Annotated in this window: 17 protein-coding genes and 1 pseudogene; 13 read left to right on the plus strand and 5 right to left on the minus strand. The window is 70.6% G+C overall.

The features are described from left to right. Nucleotides 1-154: 154 nt before the first annotated feature. Both BUE48_RS03580 and BUE48_RS03585 read left to right on the plus strand, forming a co-directional pair. Nucleotides 155-523, plus strand: a pseudogene (locus tag BUE48_RS03580) (zinc-binding dehydrogenase); the annotation flags it as partial. A gap of 28 nt (nt 524-551) precedes the next feature. Then, nucleotides 552-806 carry a hypothetical protein gene (locus BUE48_RS03585; protein ID WP_286988826.1) on the plus strand — a complete coding sequence of 85 codons (255 nt, stop codon included), beginning with the start codon at nt 552-554 and terminating at the stop codon, nt 804-806. 143 nt (nt 807-949) lie between these two features. On the opposite strand, the gene BUE48_RS03590 is transcribed toward BUE48_RS03585, so the two are convergent. Together BUE48_RS03590 and BUE48_RS03595 are read right to left on the minus strand one after the other, a co-directional pair. After that, a complete protein-coding gene (locus tag BUE48_RS03590; protein WP_286988827.1) occupies nt 950-3,982 on the minus strand; it encodes an FAD-binding and (Fe-S)-binding domain-containing protein in 3,033 nt (1,010 codons plus the stop codon). Between the two features lie 99 nt (nt 3,983-4,081). Then, nucleotides 4,082-5,368 (minus strand): hydroxyacid-oxoacid transhydrogenase, encoded by a 1,287-nt coding sequence (locus BUE48_RS03595; protein ID WP_012851106.1) that lies wholly within the window; start codon nt 5,366-5,368, stop codon nt 4,082-4,084. Nucleotides 5,369-5,526: 158 nt separating this feature from the next. Between BUE48_RS03595 and BUE48_RS03600 the strand changes: the two genes are divergently transcribed. From BUE48_RS03600 to recQ, 3 genes are all read left to right on the plus strand, one after another. Next, nucleotides 5,527-6,369 carry a DUF4429 domain-containing protein gene (locus BUE48_RS03600; protein WP_286988828.1) on the plus strand — a complete coding sequence of 281 codons (843 nt, stop codon included), beginning with the start codon at nt 5,527-5,529 and terminating at the stop codon, nt 6,367-6,369. Then, on the plus strand, nt 6,332-6,442 hold the full coding sequence (locus tag BUE48_RS03605; RefSeq protein ID WP_286988830.1) for an SHOCT domain-containing protein: 111 nt from the start codon (nt 6,332-6,334) through the stop codon (nt 6,440-6,442). The genes BUE48_RS03600 and BUE48_RS03605 overlap by 38 nt, the downstream gene beginning before the upstream one ends. Before the next feature lie 226 nt (nt 6,443-6,668). Then, nucleotides 6,669-8,546: a DNA helicase RecQ gene (gene recQ / locus BUE48_RS03610; RefSeq protein ID WP_286988831.1), complete on the plus strand. Its 1,878-nt coding sequence runs from the start codon at nt 6,669-6,671 to the stop codon at nt 8,544-8,546. Nucleotides 8,547-8,662: 116 nt separating this feature from the next. Here recQ and BUE48_RS03615 read toward each other — a convergent pair whose 3' ends face one another. Further along, entirely contained in the window at nt 8,663-9,265 is a 603-nt protein-coding gene (locus BUE48_RS03615) for a superoxide dismutase (protein ID WP_012851109.1), read from the minus strand. Between the two features lie 48 nt (nt 9,266-9,313). Here BUE48_RS03615 and BUE48_RS03620 point away from each other — a divergent pair, with 48 nt between their 5' ends. Continuing rightward, nucleotides 9,314-9,919: a GNAT family N-acetyltransferase gene (locus BUE48_RS03620; RefSeq protein ID WP_286988833.1), complete on the plus strand. Its 606-nt coding sequence runs from the start codon at nt 9,314-9,316 to the stop codon at nt 9,917-9,919. Nucleotides 9,920-9,988: 69 nt separating this feature from the next. Here the strand turns inward: BUE48_RS03620 and BUE48_RS03625 are convergent, their stop codons facing one another. Then, nucleotides 9,989-10,492, minus strand: coding sequence for a DUF4383 domain-containing protein (locus tag BUE48_RS03625; protein WP_012851111.1), 504 nt, complete (start codon nt 10,490-10,492; stop codon nt 9,989-9,991). 522 nt (nt 10,493-11,014) lie between these two features. Here BUE48_RS03625 and BUE48_RS03630 point away from each other — a divergent pair. The 5 genes from BUE48_RS03630 (at nt 11,015) to BUE48_RS03650 (ending at nt 14,337) form a co-directional block, all read left to right on the plus strand. Beyond that, the gene (locus tag BUE48_RS03630; protein ID WP_012851112.1) at nt 11,015-11,353 is read left to right on the plus strand and encodes a hypothetical protein; all 339 of its coding nucleotides are present in this window, start codon (nt 11,015-11,017) and stop codon (nt 11,351-11,353) included. Nucleotides 11,354-11,565: 212 nt separating this feature from the next. After that, nucleotides 11,566-12,270: a suppressor of fused domain protein gene (locus tag BUE48_RS03635; protein ID WP_245536967.1), complete on the plus strand. Its 705-nt coding sequence runs from the start codon at nt 11,566-11,568 to the stop codon at nt 12,268-12,270. A gap of 155 nt (nt 12,271-12,425) precedes the next feature. Then, the gene (locus tag BUE48_RS03640) at nt 12,426-12,752 is read left to right on the plus strand and encodes a WXG100 family type VII secretion target (RefSeq protein ID WP_083789761.1); all 327 of its coding nucleotides are present in this window, start codon (nt 12,426-12,428) and stop codon (nt 12,750-12,752) included. After that, the gene (locus BUE48_RS03645) at nt 12,752-13,246 is read left to right on the plus strand and encodes a WXG100-like domain-containing protein (RefSeq protein WP_012851115.1); all 495 of its coding nucleotides are present in this window, start codon (nt 12,752-12,754) and stop codon (nt 13,244-13,246) included. Before BUE48_RS03640 ends, BUE48_RS03645 begins: the two co-directional genes overlap by 1 nt. 503 nt (nt 13,247-13,749) lie before the next feature. Next, the gene (locus BUE48_RS03650) at nt 13,750-14,337 is read left to right on the plus strand and encodes a suppressor of fused domain protein (protein WP_012851117.1); all 588 of its coding nucleotides are present in this window, start codon (nt 13,750-13,752) and stop codon (nt 14,335-14,337) included. 17 nt (nt 14,338-14,354) lie between these two features. Here BUE48_RS03650 and BUE48_RS03655 read toward each other — a convergent pair whose 3' ends face one another. Continuing rightward, nucleotides 14,355-14,774 (minus strand): YbaB/EbfC family nucleoid-associated protein, encoded by a 420-nt coding sequence (locus BUE48_RS03655; RefSeq protein WP_012851118.1) that lies wholly within the window; start codon nt 14,772-14,774, stop codon nt 14,355-14,357. Nucleotides 14,775-14,873: 99 nt separating this feature from the next. Between BUE48_RS03655 and BUE48_RS03660 the strand changes: the two genes are divergently transcribed. Then, nucleotides 14,874-15,527, plus strand: coding sequence for a DUF6461 domain-containing protein (locus tag BUE48_RS03660; protein WP_052305400.1), 654 nt, complete (start codon nt 14,874-14,876; stop codon nt 15,525-15,527). A 467-nt stretch (nt 15,528-15,994) separates the two neighbouring features. After that, on the plus strand, nt 15,995-19,159 hold the full coding sequence (locus tag BUE48_RS03665) for an ATP-binding protein (RefSeq protein WP_286988834.1): 3,165 nt from the start codon (nt 15,995-15,997) through the stop codon (nt 19,157-19,159). Nucleotides 19,160-19,405 lie beyond the last annotated feature (246 nt).

Raw genomic sequence — 19,405 nt, forward strand, 5'->3', positions numbered from 1 at the left:
CCGCGGTGAGGTGACCTTCGCCGCGCAGCGTCCGGCCGGAACCGTGCACGGCTACGACGCCGCCGGAATCGTCGTGCGGGCCGCGGCGGACGGCACCGGGCCGTCCGTGGGCGCCAGGGTCGCGGCGCTGGGCACCGGAGCGTGGGCCCAGCGGATGGCCGTGGACACCACCGCCGTCGCCGAGGTCCCCGATGGGGTCGATCTCGCCGACGCCGCCGCGCTGCCGGTGGCCGGCGTCACCGCGCTGCGGGCGCTGCGCACCCGCCCCATCCTGGGACGGCGGGTGCTGGTCACCGGCGCGGCCGGCGGGGTGGGGCGCTATGCGGTCCAGCTGGCGGCCCTGGGCGGCGCCCACGTCATCGCCTCGGTGGGCTCGGCGGCCCGCACCGCCGACCTGGCCGACCTGGGCGCCCGCCAGGTGGTGATCGGCCTGGACGGCATCGACCGTCCGGTCGACCTCATCCTCGACACCGTGGGCGGCCCGCAACTGGCCGCCGCCTGGCGGCTCCTCGCCCCGGGCGGGGACGTCCAGAGCATCGGCTGGGCGTCCGGTGAACCGGCGGTGTTCGAGCCGTACTCGCTGTACTCTCCCGGTCCGGCCAAGCACGTTCGGCGACGCCGACGAGCCCGGCCCCGACCTGGCCGTCCTGCTCGGCTTCGTCGCAGACGGCGGGCTTTCTCCGGAGATCGGCTGGCGGGGCTCCTGGGAGCGCTTCGACGAGGCGATCCAAGCCCTGCTGGAGCGGCGGGTGCCGGGCAAGGCCGTCCTGGATGTGGAACCGGACTCTCAGGACCGCTCGGCGTGAACGTGGGCGAGGCACCCGGTGCAGGCGGTCGCGCCTGGGCAACGGCAGCGGCTTCTCATGGCGGCCACCCCATCTCGTCCGGCAGGACGAACGGAGCGGCTCCCACGCCCTCGACGGTGATGGGGCCGCGGTATCTCATCGGCTCATCCTCCCCGCCGGTCCGGCGTGTTTCGGGACCGCTGCCCGGCCGGGTCTCGCCGGGACGCCAGCAGCTCGGCCAGGTGGACGCCGCGCCGATCGGCCAGTGCGGCGAGCTGGGTGCGGCAGGAGAAACCGTCGGCCAGCACGACGGCCTCCTCCCCGGCCCGGCGGACGGCGGGCAGCAGCGCGGTCTCGGCGACGGCCACGCTGACCTCGTAGTGGCCGCGTTCGACGCCGAAGTTGCCGGCCAGGCCGCAGCAGCCGCCGACCGCCTCGACCGCCGCCCCGGCCCGTTCCAGCAGCGCCCGGTCGGCGTCCCAGCCCATCACGGCATGGTGGTGGCAGTGCGGTTGCGCCACCGCGCGCACGCCCTCCAGCGACGGCGGCTCCCAGCCTTCCCGCTCCATCAGCAGCTCGGCCAGGGTCAGCACATGCGGCACGGCGACCGGCGACCGCCGGACGGCGCCGACGGACCGCGGGTCCTTCGGCCCCGAACCGGTGGACGCGCCCTGGCCCGGCGCCCCGGACGAATCACCGGGCACACGGGAGGATTCCGGGGCGTCCGGCCCGGCGGGCACGGAAGCAGAACCCGCCGTCGATGGGAGCCGCCGCAAAGGTTCGGGAGGCGTCTGACGGGCCGGAGCGCGCCCGCCGCCCAGCAGGTCGCGGGCGTCGGAGCGGAAGACGGCGACACAGGACGGCTCCAAGCCCACGATCGGGACACCCGCCTCGGCATGGGGAGCCAGGACGTCCACCGCGCGGCGCAGTAGACGGCGGGCCGTATCCAAGCGTCCGGTGGAGATATAGGTCAGGCCGCAGCACAGCCGCTTGTCGGGGATGCGCACCGAGAACCCGGCGTCCTCCAGCACCCGCACCGCCGCGATCCCGACCTGCGGAGTGAAGTGGTCGGTGAAGGTGTCCACCCACAGCAGCACCGGATCCCCGGGCGCGACCGGATGCCTGCGGAACCAGCTGCGGAACGTGCGGGGCGCGAACGACGGCAGGTCACGGCGGGCGTCCACCCCGGCCAGCCGCTTGCCCGGCCCCGCCAGCGGGCTGCCGAGCAGCCGGTTGGCCAGGCCGGGGGCCAGGGACGCCATCCGCGCCAGGCGGGGCAGGCCGCCCAGCACATAGTGCGAGAGGGGACGCGGGCGCCGCCGGTACGACTGGTAGAGCACCTCGGCCTTATACGTGGCCATGTCCACCCCGGTCGGGCAGTCGGAGGCGCACCCCTTGCAGGCCAGGCACAGCTCCAGCACCTGGTGCACCTCGGGGGCCCGCCAGCCGCGCACCAGCGACCCGTTGGCCATCTCCTGCAGCACCCTGGCCCGGCCCCGCGTGGAGTCCTTCTCATCCCGGGTGGCCAGATAGGACGGGCACATCACGCCGCCGGAGCCGGTCAGGTCGGCGCGGCACTTGCCCACCCCGGTGCAGCGGTGCACGGCGTTGGTGAAGTCCCCGCCGTCGTCGTCATAGGCGAACCCCAGCCCGCGCCGCAGCGGGACGGCGGCCGGCACCCGCAGGTCGGCGTCCAGCGGCCGGGGCCGCACCACCACCCCCGGGTTGAGCACGTCATCGGGGTCGAAGACCCCTTTGACCTCCTCGAACGCCCGCAGCGCCGCGGGGGAGTACATCAGCGGCAGCAGCTCGCTCCTGGCCCGTCCATCGCCGTGCTCCCCCGACATCGACCCACCGTAGGAGGCCACCAGGCGGGCCGCGTCGGTGAGGAAGTCGCGGAAGACCTTCACCCCGCCCGGCCGGTGCAGCGGGAAGTCGATGCGCACGTGCACGCACCCGTCGCCGAAATGCCCGTACGGCACCCCCGACAGGCCCCGCTCGGCCAGCAGCGCCTCGAACTCACGCAGGTAGGCGCCGAGCCGCTCGGGCGGCACGGCGGCGTCCTCCCAGCCGGCGTGCGACATGTGCCCGCCGACGGACCGGGCCGCCAGCCCCGCCCCGTCCTCGCGGATGCGCCACAGCATCGCCGCCTCCGCCGGATCGGTGACGACCCGGTGGTCCAGTGCGCCGGCGTCCCGGATCACCCCGGCCGGGTCGCTCTCGCCGGGCAGCTCCACCAGCAGCCAGCCGCCGCCCGAAGGCAACTGCGGCACGGCCGCCTCGCCGCGCAGCCGCCGCACCACGTCCACGATCCGCGCGTCCAGCCCCTCGGCGGCGATCGGGCGGTGCGGCAGGACGCCCGTCACCGCGTCGGCCGCATCGGCCATGTCGGGGTAGCCCAGCACCACCAGCACCGGACGGTCCGGCACCGGGACCAGCTCGACGGTGGCGCTCAGCAGCACCCCCCAGGTGCCCTCGCTGCCCACGAACGCCCGCGCCGTATCGAACCCCCGCTCCGGCAGCAGGTGCTCCAGCGAGTAACCGGAGATCTGCCGTCCGAACCGGCCCAGCTCGGTGCGGATCACCGCCAGGTGCGCGCCGACCGCCTTCTCCAGCGCGGCCAGCGTCGCCGAAGAGCCCGGACCGGCCCCCCGCCGCAGCACCAGATGCTCGCCGGTGCCGGTCAGCACCTCCAGCGCGGCGACGTTGTCGCTGGTGCGGCCGAACCCCAGGGCCCGCGACCCGCAGGCGTTGTTGCCGATCATCCCGCCGATCGTGCAGCGGTTGTGCGTGGACGGGTCGGGCCCGAACCGCAGCCCGTGCCCGGCGGCCGCCCGCTGCAGCTCATCCAGCACCACCCCGGGCTCGACCTCGGCGATGCGCGCGGCCGGGTCGATGCCGCGGATGCGGCGCAGGTGCCGGGAGAAGTCCAGCACCACGCCCGCGCCCACGGCGTTCCCGGCGATCGAGGTGCCCGCCCCGCGCGCCGTCAGCGGCACCCCCAGCGACCGGCACACCTCCAGCGCCGCCGCCACCTCCTCAGCGGCCCGGGGGAAGGCCACCACGCTCGGCACCACCCGGTACAGCGAGGCGTCGCTGGAGTACTCGGCCCGGCGGCGGGTGGAGACGTCCACCTCGGCAAGGCCCGCCCGGCGCAGCGCCGCGGCGATCTGTTCGGGTCTGGCAGAAGTCGGCATCCGGTTCCCGTCGTTCGCATCGGCCGGCCGCCACGCGCTGAAGACGGCCTCGTCGGGCCCTTCTTTAGCGCCCGTCCCGTCCGTCCGCCGTGGCGGAGATCACCACAGCGACAGCGAGCGGGTGAAGATCTGCTCCAGATCCTCCCCGCTCACCGGGCGCGGGGCGGTGGACAGCAGCCGTTGCTGCTTCAGCGCCCCGTCCACCAGGTCCGGCACGTCCGAGGCGGCGAAACCGACCGCGCCGACCCCGTTGGGGATGCCGATGTCCTGCATCACGCGCAGCAGCGCCGCCGGCAGGTACTCGGCCGGGTCGTCCGGGCGCTCCAGGCCGGGGTCGAGCAGCTCGGCGGCCCGCACGTGCCGGTCGGGGGCGGCGGGGAAGGTGAAGCGGAACGCCTCCGGCGCGGTCAGCGACACCGACATGCCGTGCGGCACCAGCGGCTCGTCGCCCGGGTAGCCGGGGGCGTGGTAGTCGCGCACCCGCCCGGCGATCGGGTAGGCGTTGGCGTGCGGGATGTGCACCCCGGCGTTGCCGAAGCCCAGCCCGGCCATGGTGGCCGCCAGCGCCATCTCGGTGCGCGCCTGCAGGTTCTCCGGGTCGCGCACGGCGGTGCGGAACGACCGCGACAGCAGCCGCAGCGCCTGCTCGGACCACATGTCGGAGATCGGGTTGGACCCGCAGTAAGGCACCCGCTGCTCGGGCGTCTTGCGCTCATAAGAGGTGTAGTGGCGGGCGGTGTAGCTCTCCAGTGCGTGGCAGAGGATGTCCATCCCGGCCGAGGCGGTCACCTCCGGCGGCTGGGTGACCGTCAGCAGCGGGTCCACCACCGCCATGGTGGGGCGCAGCCAGGCGTGGCTGATGCCGGTCTTGACCTTCAGCGACAGCACGTCCAGCACGCAGATGGTGGTGCTCTCGGCGCCGGTGCCGGTGGTGGTGGGCACCGCGACCAGCGGTTTGAGCGGCTTGGACGGCGGTTTGGCGGCGCCCACGGGGGCGTTGATGTAGTCCATCAGCTCCCCGGGGTTGGTGGTGAGCAGGTTGACGGCCTTGGCAGTGTCGATGCTGGAGCCGCCGCCGACCGCCACGAAGGCGTCCCAGGGGCCGCTGCCTTGGGCGTACTCGATCGCCTTGGTCATGCTGGTGTCGGTGGGCTCGATGTGGACGCCGTCGAAGACGTGGGCCTCGATGCCGTAGGCGGCCATCCGGTCGGCGATCCGCTGGGGGTGCCCGGTGGCGGCGATCTGGGGATCGGTTATCACCAGCACGCGGCGGACGCCGAGCCGGGACAGGTCGAAACCGATCTCCTCGGCGGCTCCGGCGCCGAACTTCAACGCCGGCGACCCGTAGGTGAAGACCGTCTCGGCGTGGGTGGGTTGGGTGTGCACTTTCCGGCCCTCCTCGATTGTCGTCCGCGGCCGGGACGGCTCGGCCGGGGACGGGAGCACGGTCCTGTCGCCGTCGAACTGTTTCCGGTGGCGGGCACCTGGGAGCCCTGCCCGTGCAAATCAGGGCCCTTCGGTGTGTACCCACCTAGAATCCGCCTATGACGGAGCTCCGCACGCGCGACGGGACGTGGACGTTCGACGGCGAAGTGCTGCGGATCCTCCCGGCGCTGGACCGCAAGGTGCACAGGGTGCGCAAGGCGCTGGGGGAGATCACGGTTCCGTTGGCGGCGATCTCCACCCTCACCTTCGAGGCCGGGCGCAAACGCGGCCGGCTGCGGCTGTGGCTGCGCAGCGGCGCCGACCCCTTCACCCAGGCGGTCGGGGGGAGACTGCCCGACGACGCCGACCCCTACCGGCTCACCGTGGACCCCGACGCGTCCGTCCTCGCCGAACTGCTCGTCGAGGAGGTGCACCGCAGCCGCGCGGTGGAGCAGATCCCCGCCGGACCCACCGACCGCTACCTGATGCCCGGACCGACCGTCCCGCTGAGCGCCTCGGTGGGGGACGGGACGGTGAGCTTCGACGGCGAGCAGGTGCACCTGGAGTGGGCTGCCACGGCCGACGGCGCCAAGCGGAGCGCCGGGCCGCGCCTGTTCCACATCTGGGAGCTGACGGGCGTGGAGTGGGAGCGCTCCACCTTCACCACCTACGGCTACCTGACTCGTCCGCAGTGCTCCGGCCTTCAGGCCGGGGGTGAAGCGGACCGTCCTGCGGTTCATCACCGGCGGTGCGCCTCAGGGGAGGCCCCCGGAGAAAGACCCCTCTTGCCTGGCCTGGCCCTTCGGCGACGGCGGAACCACCCCGCTGGTGGCGGCCGCGGTGACCGCCCGGCTGCCCCACCCTCATGCTCCGGCCGACGCCGGCACGCGCTCAAAGGCCGGTGGGGAGGCGGCCGGGCGGGATGTGGACGCGCTGCTGCGCCGCCTGCGGGAACTGGGTGAACTGCACCGCAGCGGGGTCTTGACCGACGAGGAGTTCGCCTTCGCCAAACAGGCCGTGCTGCGCCGCTTTTGACGCCGGCGGACGCCCGCCTTGGGAGAAGGCAAGGCGTTCGGCCGCCGACGTGAAGGGCCGAGCCGCCGGCCGCACGGAGCCTCTAGGGGCGAGAACACTCGGGAAACGCCGCCGGAACGCTTTCATGGCCCGGCCGGCGGGGTCTGGCGCTGTGCTCGTCGTGAACGGTTTTCCCCAGAAACCGCTTCGGACGCGCAGACCGCCCACGTCCTCATAAGGTGGGCGGGTGGCTGTCCCCGAGACCGACTCCGCGGTGAGCGAAGCGTCGCGAGTGCTCTCGCGCGTCTTCGGCTACGACTCCTTCCGCCCCGGCCAGCAGGAGATCATCGAGCATGTGATCGCCGGTGGGGATGCGCTGGTGCTGATGCCCACCGGCGGCGGCAAGTCGCTGTGCTACCAGATCCCCGCGCTGGTGCGCCGGGGAGTCGGCGTGGTGATCTCCCCGCTGATCGCGCTGATGCAGGACCAGGTGGACGCCCTGAACGCCACCGGGGTGCGGGCCGGGTTCCTCAACTCCACCCAGGACTACGACGAACGCCGCACCGTCGAGGCCGCCTTCCTGGCCGGCGAGCTGGACCTGCTGTACCTGGCGCCGGAGCGGCTGCGGGTGGAGTCCACCCTGCGGCTGCTGGACCGGGGCGAGATCGCGTTGTTCGCCATCGACGAGGCGCACTGCGTCTCCCAGTGGGGGCACGACTTCCGGCCCGACTACCTGGAGCTGTCCCAGCTGCACGAGCGCTGGCCCGACGTGCCGCGCATCGCGCTCACGGCCACCGCCACCAAGGCCACCCACGCCGAGATCGCCGAGCGGCTGAAACTGCAGGACGCCCGCCATTTCGTCGCCAGTTTCGACCGCCCCAACATCCAGTACCGGATCGTCCCCAAGGACAACCCCAAACGCCAGCTGCTGCAGTTCCTGTGCACCGAGCACCCGGGCGACTCCGGCATCGTCTACCGCCTGTCCCGGGCCGCGGTGGAGGAGACCGCCGCCTGGCTGGTCGAGCAGGGCATCGAGGCGCTGCCCTACCACGCGGGGATGGACGCCGCCACCCGCGCCGCCCACCAGGCCCGCTTCCTGCGCGAAGACGGCCTGGTCATGGTGGCGACCATCGCCTTCGGCATGGGCATCGACAAACCGGACGTGCGCTTCGTGGCCCACCTGGACCTGCCCAAGTCCATCGAGGGCTACTACCAGGAGACCGGCCGCGCCGGCCGCGACGGGCTGCCGTCCACCGCCTGGATGACCTACGGGCTGGCCGACGTCGTCCAGCAGCGGCGGCTGATCGACACCTCCGAAGGGGACGAGGCCCACCGCCGCCGCCTGAGCATCCACCTGGACGCCATGCTGGCGCTGTGCGAGACGGTCCAGTGCCGCCGGGTGCAGCTGCTGAACTACTTCGGTGAACGGGCCGAACCCTGCGGCAACTGCGACACCTGCCTGTCACCGCCGCAGGCCTGGGACGGGACGATCGCCGCGCAGAAGGTGCTCTCGGTCGTCCACAGGCTGTGGAGAGAGCGCGGCCAGCGGTTCGGCGCCGGTCACATCGTCGACATCCTGCTGGGCAGGACCACCCCCAAGGTCGCCCAATACCGGCACGACTCGCTCAAGTCGTTCGGGGTGGGGACCGAGCTCAAGGCGGGCGAGTGGCGCGGCGTCATCCGCCAGCTCCTCGCCCAGGGCCTGCTGTCGGTGGAGTCCGACTACGGCACCCTCGGCCTCACCCCCGCCAGCGCCGAGGTGCTGTTCCAAGGCCGCACGGTCCGGCTGCGCCGCGACCCCGAACGCGTCAAGACCGCCAAGGCCACGGCGGCCAAGGAACGCCGCGCCCCCGCCGAGCTCCCCGACCACGCCCGGCCGGTCTTCGAACGCCTCCGCGCCTGGCGCGCCGCCACCGCCAGGGAGCAGGGCGTGCCCGCCTATGTGGTCTTCCACGACGCCACGCTGCGCGACATCGCCCTGCGCCTCCCCGCCACCCTCCAGGAGCTCGGCGCCGTCTCCGGGGTGGGGGAGAGCAAGCTCGCCAGATACGGCCGGCAGGTCCTGGAGGTCCTCGCCGCCGGCGAAGGACCCGCCCCGGAGGCCGCTTCGAACACGCCGACGTGATCGTGCGGCGGGCCGCAGGGGGATGCGGGCGGCGCCCACCGGGCCGTGGAAGGAACGGGTCCTGAGCATGATCCCGGCCTGGTGGGCGCCGCGGCTCGTGGGCCCGACGCGTGCGGTCAGGCGCTCTCGGCGGCGGCGAAGCGGGTCGCGACGTCGGCCCAGTCGACCAGGTCCCACAGCTTGGCGACGTAGTCGGGGCGGACGTTGCGGTACTGCAGGTAGTAGGCGTGCTCCCAGGCGTCGAAGACCAGCAGCGGAACCGAGCCGACGCCGACGTTGCCGTGGTGGTCGTAGACCTGCTGCACGATCAGCTTCCGGCCGACCGGCTCCCAGGCCAGCACGCCCCAGCCGGAGCCCTGCACGGTGGTGGTGGCGGTGGTGAGCTGCCTCTTGAACGCTTCGAAGGAGCCGAAGTGCTCGTCGATGGCGGCGGCCAGCTCCCCGTCGGGACGGTCTCCGCCGTCGGGGGAGAGGTTCTTCCAGAAGATCGAGTGCAGGATGTGGCCGGAGAGGTTGAACGCCAGCGTCTTCTCCAGCCCGACCAGGCCCTCGTACTGCTCCTTGGCGCGGGCCTCCTCCAGCTTCTCCAGGGTCTCGTTGGCGCCCTTGACGTAGGCGGCGTGGTGCTTGGAGTGGTGCAGCTCCAGGATCTCCCCGGTGATCGCGGGCTCCAGGGCGGCGTAGTCGTAGGGCAGGTCCGGCAGTGAGTACGTCGTCATGCGGTCACTATTGCAAATAACTCGCAACTGCATCAACAATGCGATTGCATGCTGGACGCTCCCGGTGGAGGCGCAGAGGTGCGGATCGAGGTGGACCGGCTGGACGGACGGCGCGTCATGGCGATCGCCGACCGGATCGCCGCCCTGTACCGCTCGTGCTATCGCCGCCCGCCGTGGTCGGAGACCCCGGAGCAGATGGCCTCCTACGACGGCAAACTGGCCGAGGCCGCCGCCCGCCCCGGCTTCACCGCCCTGACCGCCGCCGCCGGGAACGGCCGGCGACGACTGCTGGGCGTCTGCTACGGCTGGCCCACGCCCGCTCTCTCCGAAGGCGACCGCGTCCATGACGCCGTGACCCGGGCGTTCGGAGCCGCCCGGGCCGCCGAGCTCATCGGCGGGGCCTTCGCCGTCGCCGAACTGTTCGTCCACCCCGACGCCCAGGGGCAGGGCATCGGCCGGCGGCTGGTGCAGGCCGTCGTGCGCGACCGCCCGGCCGCCTGGCTGATCACCTATGCCCGATCACCCGCCGCGCGCCTGTACCGCTCCCTGGGCTGGCGCGACCAGGGCCCGCTGCCGGCGGACCTGTATCCCCGGCTGCGCCTGTCGTTGTTCACCCTGCGCGCGCCCGCGGAGGCGTCCTCGACGCCCCCCTGAGGCGCCCCTCGGTGCAGGGGCGCCCGGTCGCCGGCCGCGGACCGGAGCGCCCCGGGCGCGAGGAGGCCGTCAGCGGTCGGGGCGGTTCTGGCTCTGCGCGGTGTGCCGGCCGGCCGGTGCGGGCTGGCGCCGCGGAGGCAGCAACAGGCCGAGCAGGACCATGCCGACGCCGAGCCCCAGATGCAGCCAGTTGTCGGCGTGGTTGACCGGGATGAAGTTGGCGCCGCTGCCGTGGTCGATGAACAGCCCGTACAGCCACAGCAGCAGATAGATCAGACCGCCGCCGACCAGGAAGGCGCGGGCTCCGGTGACCGTGCGCGCCAGCGCCAGCCCGATGATCCCGAACGCCCCGTGGACCAGGTTGTGCAGGACGGAGACCTGGAACAGGCCGAGCAGTTTCGCCCCCGACTCATGCCCGGCGAACTCCATCGAGCCGTAGTTGGTGGTGATGCCCGGGATGAATCCCAAGATCGCTATCAGCAGGAAAACAGCCCCGAGGATGTAGGCCGCCATCTGCACCGGCGTGGACTTCTTCACGGTCTGTGTCAAGTCGGATGGGGAGACGTGGGACATGACACCTCCTATTTGTCCTGCATTGAGCAGGTGAAGGCGCCTTACCCAGCAAAGTGAGACCTATCCACACCCGTGGCACGTCCCTAGGGCTCCCGCCCGGAGAGCCGGCCGTGCAGAGCCCGGTCCGGATGCCCGTGGCATTCGATGCCTTGTTCTAATCACAGAACGCATCCTTCCCTGCACGGGCGCGCCCGCCACGGCCCGGCGAACTCGGTTACGGAGACGGCGGCCATGACGACAGGTGATCTCCCCGCCGATCGGGCGGGAGCATGCCGCCGCGTGCCGAGATCGACCGTACCGTCGGCGGCCATGGCGAGCCGGTGCTGGTGACCGGGGAGGCGGGCTATCGGCGAGACCGCCCTGGTCACCGAGGCGGCCGTGGCGGCCTGCCGCGGCGCGCTGGTGCTGAGCGGATCGTGCCGGCAGTTCGGCGGTGCACCGGGTATCGGCCGTGAGCTCAGGCCGTCCGCGGGCTGCGCAGGTCCTGCACCGCCCGCGGAATGGGCCGAGGTCGGCGCGCTGATGGCCCGCACGGTCGGCCGCCGCCCCGATGACGCCCTGGTCGCCGAGGTGCATCGGCGCACCGGCGGCAATCCGTTCTTTGTGGAGCAGGCCGCCCGGCTGTGGCAGAGCGGCGGCCCGGTGGAGGCCATCGCCCCCGGGGTGCGCGATGCCGTGCAGCAGCGCCTGTCGTTGCTGCCGGAGGCGGCGGTGCCGGGCCGACGGTTCCACCGCCGACTGCCGGCGGCCGTCACCGCCGAACCGGTCTCCGGCGTGGACCGGCCGGCCGGGGAAGTGACCGTGCTCGCAGCCGCCCGGCCGGGAACGAACGCGACTCCTTGCCCTGCATCGAGTAGGTGAGGGCGCTCTGCCCGGCGGCAGACGACCCATCCCACATCCGCGCGTCCCTGCTTCCGCCTGCAGGTGAGGGAGCTGTGGCAGTTTCCTGCCGGGTCTCTCGCCGGCCGGTGCCGTCGAGGGTGCGGAGATCCAGGGAGCCTGCTGCGGGGAAACGCCGACGACACCGCAGGCGAGAAGATCTCCTGCCGCCATCGGAGGGACCAACGCCGATCGTGGAACCGCCGCCCTCATCGCTGTTGTTGCTCGATGCGCGCTGGAAAGGGCTGCGTGCCTACGCTGGTCTTGAAGCGAGCAGTCACTCCGACCCGAACCTCAAAGCAGGTGTTCCATTGACCTTGCACAAGAGCAACCCAGGTGGTGAGCAGGATTACCAGGCCATCGACCGCCATCTGCGAGGCTTCTGGCCCGGCGCCCACTTCCATGACTTCTCCTGGACCAAGGGCCCTATCCAGCAGGTTCTGCCGAGGTTCCGAGTGCGCCGGATCACTCCTGCCTCCGCGCAAGACGCCTGGGTGTATGTGACCAAGGGGGCGTTCGAGGCCGACGGCGGACAGCGTCTTGAGTTCATCATCGAGGCGCCGGCGGAGGATCCCATCCATGTGGAGTCGCTGGCGATGGTCACCTACCGCCACCTGACCGGACCTCCACTGGACCTCGGCCAGACCGTTGCCATCGGCCGCCCCTGGATCACCGGCTCGCCCCAAGACCACTTCATGGTGGACCTGCCGTACCCCTTCGGGCCGAAGTTGGAGTGGGCGGAGCTTCCCAACGGAGAGCCGGTGCGCTTCCTGTGGCTGGTCCCCATCACCGCCAGTGAAGCCGAATACGCGCGCACTCACGGTGCGGATGCCCTGGGAGACCTGCTCGAGCAGAACCAGGCCGACGTCCTCGACCCGCAACGCAGGTCAGTGGTCTGACCAGCAAAGACACTTCACGGCTCCGTCGCCCGGCGATGGAGCCGTTTCTGTTGTTTACAGAACAAAATAGATTAAGTCAGCCAACTTAGTTGAAGCCGGGCAAGATGGTCACTAAGCTATGCACTCGATCTTCGGGGTGACCGCCGGGGTGGACAGTGGGAAACGGCGAGCTCAGAGTCGATTCAGGCACGCTTCGACGCGCGGCCAGGGACTTGGATCAGGCCGTTGATCAGCTCGATGCGCATCTGACCGCATTGGAGAACGAGCTGGCGGGGTTCGGTGCGCCATGGGGCAGTGATGAGATCGGCATGCTGATCCAGGATGCTTACGAAAGCATCGTCGATATTGCGATGAACTGCTTCAACAGCAATATCGAGGAGCTGGAGTCCGTCCTGGCAGGGCTGGAGAACATGGCTGCTCAGTACGAAGCAGCTGAGCGGAATTCCGTTGTCGAGGTCAACCGGGTCCGGGAATTTCTCTGATGGGGCTCCAGCTTCCTGGGGAGCTGATCTCCCTTCTGGGCATGCTCGGCTTCACCTGGCCCGAGGCCGATGAGACCAAGCTGTTTGAGATGGGGCAGCGCTGGGTGTCCTTCTCGGGAACGCTGGAGTCGGACATTTCTGCGGCTGATGCGGCTGTCCAGCAAGTCTGGAGCGGTCACTCGGGACAGGGCATCGAGGCCTTTCAGAACGCGTGGTCCGGCAGCGATTCCGCTTCGGCGAACCTGCACACCGCGTCAGAGGGTGCAGTCCTCATCGGGGCGGGGCTGTTCGTCATGGGGGCGGTCGTACTCGCCCTCAAGATCAATGTGATCATTCAGTTGACCATACTCGCCTTCCAGATAGCTCAGGCCATCGCGACTGCCCCGGCGACCTTCGGAGCCTCTCTGCTGGAGATTCCCATCTTCAAAGAGATCACAAAAATGATCATCGATTTCCTGATCGACCAGGCCATACAGGTGCTGCTCGGTGGGTAAGGGAGATCGCCGCCGGCGGTCGGCGGAACGGCGTAGGGCAAAGAGCCGTAAGGGATCTCAAGGAGCTAAAGGCGTCTATCGGCTCTCCCGAACCGACAAGAGATTTAACGAGTCCCTTAAACGGTGGGGGCTCAGCCCCAACTATCCGGGCACTAATAAACCTCGTCCGACCAGGCCGACTGAGCCATACGACCGTACCAAGCACTACGGCGGTTCGCAGACCGACCATCCGGTCGGCGATAGGATTCGCCGTGAATTTGCGAATAAGCCGTGCCCATCGTGTAGAAGTAAGATGGTGCCCGGCAGTGATCATAGGCCGGTTCCTGAACATGATCCGCCGCTTGTCGTCCACTACTATGATCATGGCGGATTTGCCATGACTGACGAGGAGCGCCGCACCTACGCGCGTAGCGAGGAAGCATTCAACGGGGCATTTTGCCTGCAGTGTCAAAGAAAGCAGGGCCACGAGATGGCCAAGCTGTCACAGCGGTATAAGAAGAAATATGGCCTCTAAAAGCAACCCTGGCGGCGAGCACGACTACCATGCCATCGATCTGCATCTGCGCAATTTTTGGCCTGACCGCCCATTTGAGGAGTTCTCCTGGAATCTGGGCCCCATCCGGGATGTGCTGCCGAACTTCCGGGTGCGTCGAATCTCGCCGATAGCTGTAAATCAGCCCTGGATTTACGTGTCTGTGGGGGCGTTTGAGGTGGACTCCTTCCAGCGGGTTGAGTTCGTCCTTGAGGCTCCGGCGAAAAGTCCGATTCATGTGGAGTCGCTGGCGATGATCGCCCACTATCATGCGGTCGGAGACCACCCCTTCCACTTGGGGCGCACTGTCAACCTCGGCCGGCCATGGATAGATGGCGCTACCGCCACTGGGTTCATGCTGAACCTGCCTTATCCTTTCGGCCCTGACCTGGAGTGGATGGAACTCCCCAACGGTGAGCCGGTTCAATTCCTATGGCTGGTGCCGATCACTCGACGTGAGGCAATATATGCGATGGGCAATGGCACGGCGGCGTTGGAGGACCTCTTCGAGGAGAAGCAGGTTGACGTGCTGGATCCGTTCCGTAAGTCCGTGATCTAGATCCTGGAGAGATGGACTTATCCGCTTCTGTCGGCGCGCTGGCCCAGCTGCGTCATGGCATCCCGCAGTCCTTCGACGAACATGGTCATCTGCCTGAGTCCCTGGTCCTGCACTTCGGCGAGCCGCTGCGCCAAGACCTCTGGAGCGATCGCCGTCTCCGCTGTGGTCACTTGAGCGCGTAGCTCGCGCAAGGCTTGGTTGACCGCCTCGACAAGGTGTTCGGCCAGCTCTTGGGAGGACATCCGCATGACACGCGGGTCCAGTTCGATCGAGGTGATCTCACCTCCGGCGCCCGCCACGACCCTGATCCGGCCGTCTGCCGCCGAGCCCTGTCCCTCTACCGCTTCCTGGGAAGCACCGCCCTTCCCGGACCTCACCTGACTGAGCAGGCCCCTGGTTTCGGTGAGCATCCGGTCGAGCTCAGTCAGATTGACCACAACACCCCTTCTTTCCGATGGCGCACAGACTTCCTATGCAATCAGGATCTTGGATTTTGCTGCAGCAGGCAACCCATCGTGTGGGGTATGAATGATCACATGGGGACTACTGCAACGGACTACCTCTGGTTCGATGAGCAGTTCAGGGGCGACCTGGCCGAGGCTTATTGCTTCACCGTCGCCCTCAGGCTGACTCCCGAGGAGTATCTGCGTCGGTTGAGTGCGGAGATCACCGAACGGCGCCGGGGCGTCACCGGCCTTTACGATCTCGCCCTCAATCTGGAGGGCGATATAGACGACAACACGGACGGAAAGTTCAGTAGTACTCGGCTGCTCGTCGCCGCTACCTACTGCGAGGGAGCTGACGGTTCGGCGGTGCTGGCCGTGGAGCCCAACGGTTACCTGGGTGTGAGGGAGGATGTCATGTCCTCGGTGTCGAAAGGCACCAGGACGGTTTCCTGGTATCGCAACATCGAATGGCTCAGCGACTTCCTGTGGATGGAGGACGGCCAGAAGCAGCTCGGGTTCGATCCCTATCGGCCCTACGAACGTTGGGGCACGACGCCGGACGCCCTGGTCGCTCAGATGGAGGAAGTGGGCTTCGACCTCAACTCACAGGGCAAGGACGATGAAGAACGAGGGCCCTACAATGCGGCCGCTTTCGCTCTCGCCGAGCGTCTCACCGGTGTCCGCGTGACCCCCGAGCTCCTGAACGAATCCACCTTCCTGTGCGGAATCGCCCCCATCCCCTGAGCTCCCTGCCGAGGGTGGGGGCAGGAGTCTTCGAAGCGCACCCGCCCCTTTCCGGGTTCTCTCAACGTCCGTCGAGAGGGGCCGGGAGGGGGCTGTCGTCGTTGGACGGGTCCGTCCGGGGATGTGGATCTTCCTCGTTCGCATCGAAGCGGGAAGGTTCCACATCGGGGCGGGGAGAGCCGTCGACGCAGGTAAGGGCGGTCTGTGTCAAGTCGGATGGGGAGAGATGGGACATGACACCTCCTATTCGTCCTGCATTGAGCAGGTGAAGGTGCCTTGCCTGGCAAAGTGGGACCTACCCACGCCCGTGGCGCGTCCATAGGAGTCCTGCCCGGGAAACCGGCCGTGCAGAGCTCGGTCGAGATGTCGGTGGCATTCGATACCTTGTTCTAATCGCGGAACGCATCCTTCCCCCACACGGGCGCGCTCGCCACGGACCAGCGGGCTCGACGACGGAGACGGCGGCCATGACAACGGTGACCTCCCCGCTGATCGGGCGTGAACACGCCATCGAGACGCTGCACGCCGAGCTCTCCCGCGCCATCGACGGCCACGGCGGGCTGGTGCTGGTGACCGGGGAGGCCGGCATCGGCAAGACCGCCCTGGTCACCGAGGCGGCCGTGGCGGCCCGCCGGCGCGGCGCGCTGGTGCTGAGCGGGTCGTGCTGGCAGTCCGGCGGCGCACCGGGCTACTGGCCGTGGGTTCAGGTCGTCCGCGGGCTGCGCAGGTCCTGCACCGCCGGGGAATGGGCCGAGGTCGAGGACGCCGCCGGGGGCGTGCCGGCGGCACTGCTCGGCGAACGCCCGGAGGAACCCGGGGAGATCGGGGATTTCGTCCTCTACGACGGGGTGACCACCGCGCTGGTCACCGCGGCCCAGCGCCGCCCGCTCATGATCGTCCTGGACGATCTGCACTGGGCCGACCCCGCCTCGGTGCGGCTGCTGGAGTTCGCCGCCCGGCACACCTGGTTCGAGCGGCTGCTGCTGGTGGGCACCTACCGGGACGTGGAGGTCGAGCTGCCCGGCCATCCGCTGCGCCCGCTGATGTCGTCCCTGGCGATCCGGGCGACCACGGTGACGCTGACCGGGCTCGGCCGCGCCGAGGTCGGCGCGCTGATGGCCCGCACGGTCGGCCGCCGCCCCGATGACGCCCTGGTCGCCGAGGTGCATCGGCGCACCGGCGGCAATCCGTTCTTTGTGGAGCAGGCCGCCCGGCTGTGGCAGAGCGGCGGCCCGGTGGAGGCCATCGCCCCCGGGGTGCGCGATGCCGTGCAGCAGCGCCTGTCGTTGCTGCCGGAGGCGGCGGTGCGGCTGCTGACCGTGGCGGCGGTGCTGGGGCGGGAGTTCCACCGCCGGCTGCTGGCGGCCGTCGCCGCCGAACCGGCCGCCGCCGTGGACCGGCTGCTGGAGCAGGCGGTGGCCGCCCGGCTGGCGGTGACGCTCGGCGGGGGCCGTTTCGCCTTCGTGCACGACCTGGTCCGCGAGACCCTCTACGGCACGCTCACCGAAACACAGGCCGCGCAAAAACATGCGGCGGTCGTGCGCGCCCTGGAGCGCTTCCCCGATCTGGCCGAACACCTGCTGCCCGCCGAACTGGCCGCCCACGCCCATCGCGGACGCGGCGAGCTGGACCCGGCCGTGGTGGTCGACCACCTCATCGCGGCGGCCCGTCACGCCGGCGCCAGGATGGCCATCGACGAAAAACTCCAGCACCGCCGCCGCGCCCTGGACGTGGCCGCCGCGCTGGAGCCGCGGCGGCGGGCTCTGATCGCCTTGGACCTGGGCCGCGACCTGTACCACTACGGCGAGATCGGCCAGGCGCGGGCGATGCTGACGGACGCCGCCGCATGCGCCCGTCGGGCCGGCGACCCGGTGGTGACGGCACGGGTGGCGCTCACCCTGCACATCTACGCGGGGACCGGCGACGGCCCGTCCGATCCGGCGGAGGAGCTGCTGCGGGAGACCCACCGGGCGCTGGCCGGCGACATCGCGGGCCCGGTGCCGCTGGACCGGCTGGCCAGGGAGGTGACCGTGCTCGCGGCCGCCCGGGCCCGGGACGAACGCGACGACGACGCGCTGGCGTTCTTCCTGTGGACGCTGCACGACCTGATCTGGGGGCCCGGCACCGCCGCCGAGCGGGAGCGTCTCGCCCAGGAACTCTCGGAGCTGGGACGCCGCCTGTCCGACCCCGACATGACCTACTACGCCCTCTCGCTGCGCTGGGTGACGCTGCTGGAGCAGGGCGACCCCCGCTACCTGGACGCCCACGCGGAAATGCTCGCCATGAGCGAGCGCGAAGGGCTGCCCGGCCTGCGGATCGGCTCCCTGATCGACCGGAGCGTCATCGCGGGCATGCAGGGCCGGTTCGCCGAGGCCGAGGAACTGATCGCCGAGGCCGCCCGGCTCAGCGAGGCCCACGGCGGCGACCACTTCGGTTCGCTCCGCCACCTGCGGTGGATGCTGCACCACCTGCGGGGCCGCCCGGAGGAGGTGAAAGAGGCCGCCGCCTCGTGCCTGCCGGACGACGGCACGTACACCCGGCTGCTGAAAGCCCTCACGGCGGTGCAGCGGGAGGACCTGCCCACCGCGCGGCGCCACCTGGCGGAGCTCACCGCCCCCGGCAGGCAGGTCCAGGGCATGTTCATGCCGCTGCTGCTGCGGCTGCAGGCACAGGTCGCGGCGGCCACCGGCGATGCGGACCTGTGCGAGCGGACCCGCGCCGCGATCACCCCCCATCTCGGGCAGTGGGCGGTGGCCGTGTACGGGTGCGACGTCGGCGGCCCCTACCACCTGTGGCTGGCGATGGTGGACGCCGCCCAGCGGCGCTGGGAGGAGGCGATCGCCGGTTTCACCGCCGCCGTTTCCGCCGCCGACCGCCTCGGCGCCCGCCCCTGGTCGCTGCAGGCCCGCGTCGGCCTGGCCGAGACGCTGCTGGCCCGCGCCCACGCCACCGGCGACCGGGACGAGGAGGCCGAAAAACTCCTGGAGCAGGCCGAACGCGAGGCCGCCGAACTGGGCATGCGGCACCTGCTGCGCCGGATCCACCGCGCCCGCCGGACCCGCGGGCATCCCGCGGCGAAGACCGCCACCGGCGAGTTCCGCTTCGACGGACGGGTCTGGGCACTGGCCTACGCGGGCCGCCGCGTCCACATGCCCGACGCCAAGGGCCTGCGCGACCTGCACACGCTGCTGTCGTCCCCCGGCGCGGACGTCCCCGCCACCCGCCTGGCCAACCCCGAGGGCGGCCCGGCCGTGGCGGCCGCCCGCGCCCTGGGCGGCGATCCCGTCCTCGACGAGGAGGCCAAGGCCCGCTACAGACGCCGCCTGGCCCACCTGGACGAGGAGATCGAACGCGCCACCGCCGTCGGCGACGACGACCGCGCCGCCGCCTACGACCGCGAACGCGCCGCCCTGCTGGCCGAGCTGCACGCCGCCACCGCCCTGGCCGGCCGTCCCCGCCGTCTGGGCGATGAGGCCGAACGCGCCCGCAAGACCGTCACCGCCCGCATCCGCGACACCCTGCGCCGCCTGGACCGGCACCACCCCGAACTGGCCGCCCACCTGCGCCGCTCCGTCTCCACCGGCACCGCCTGCGCCTACCGCCCCGACCAGCAGGTCACCTGGCGCCTGTAGCGGATGCGGGCGGCGCAAGCCACCAGTCCGGCGGCATTCGGGGCACGCCGATTCGAGAGGTCCGTAGGGGGCCGGTCCTGGAAGCGGTCACGCGGGGTTCACCGAGGCACGGTGACGCTCGCAGTGCGCGGACCGCCCGGCAGGACGTCGCCGGATGCGGCCGGGCCGGCCGTTTCAGCTTGGCCGTCCGGATGTTTTCAGCGGACTTTGCCGGCCTGTTCTCGGCGGCTTGACTTGGAGTGCGCT

The sequence above is a fragment of the Thermomonospora sp. CIF 1 genome (genome assembly GCF_001896795.1).
GTDB classification, from domain to species: Bacteria; Actinomycetota; Actinomycetes; order Streptosporangiales; family Streptosporangiaceae; genus Thermomonospora; species Thermomonospora curvata.